1 protein-coding gene is annotated in these 299 nt (G+C 74.6%); it reads right to left on the reverse strand.

What is annotated here, in order from left to right:
- Nucleotides 1-142: 142 nt before the first annotated feature.
- On the reverse strand, nt 143-299 hold a 157-nt coding region (locus BZL64_RS41545; RefSeq protein ID WP_425276094.1), incomplete at its 5' end, for a Clp protease N-terminal domain-containing protein.

Below are 299 nucleotides of genomic sequence, written 5' to 3' on the forward strand. Positions count from 1 at the left end.
CCGCGGGCAGCCCGTCCGGACCGAGGGGGGCCAGCTCCGCGCCACCGCCCTCGGCCGGAGCGAGTGCCCAGCGTTCGGCCATGCTGCGAGTGTCGCAGGGGGGTCTGACATCGGGCCGGAGCGACGGCTGGGCCGGCCGGGCTCAGGCGTCCTTCTCCTCCTCCCGCGCCGCCACGATCCGGGCGAGAGCCTCCTCCACGTACCGCTCGACGCCCGCCTTGTCGACGCCGAGCCCGCTGAGGACGCCCTCGCCGTTCTCGAACTCCAGGAGGGCCAGAAGGATGTGCTCGGTGCCGATG

The sequence above is a fragment of the Streptomyces bobili genome (assembly GCF_002154575.1).
GTDB lineage: Bacteria > Actinomycetota > Actinomycetes > Streptomycetales > Streptomycetaceae > Streptomyces > Streptomyces bobili.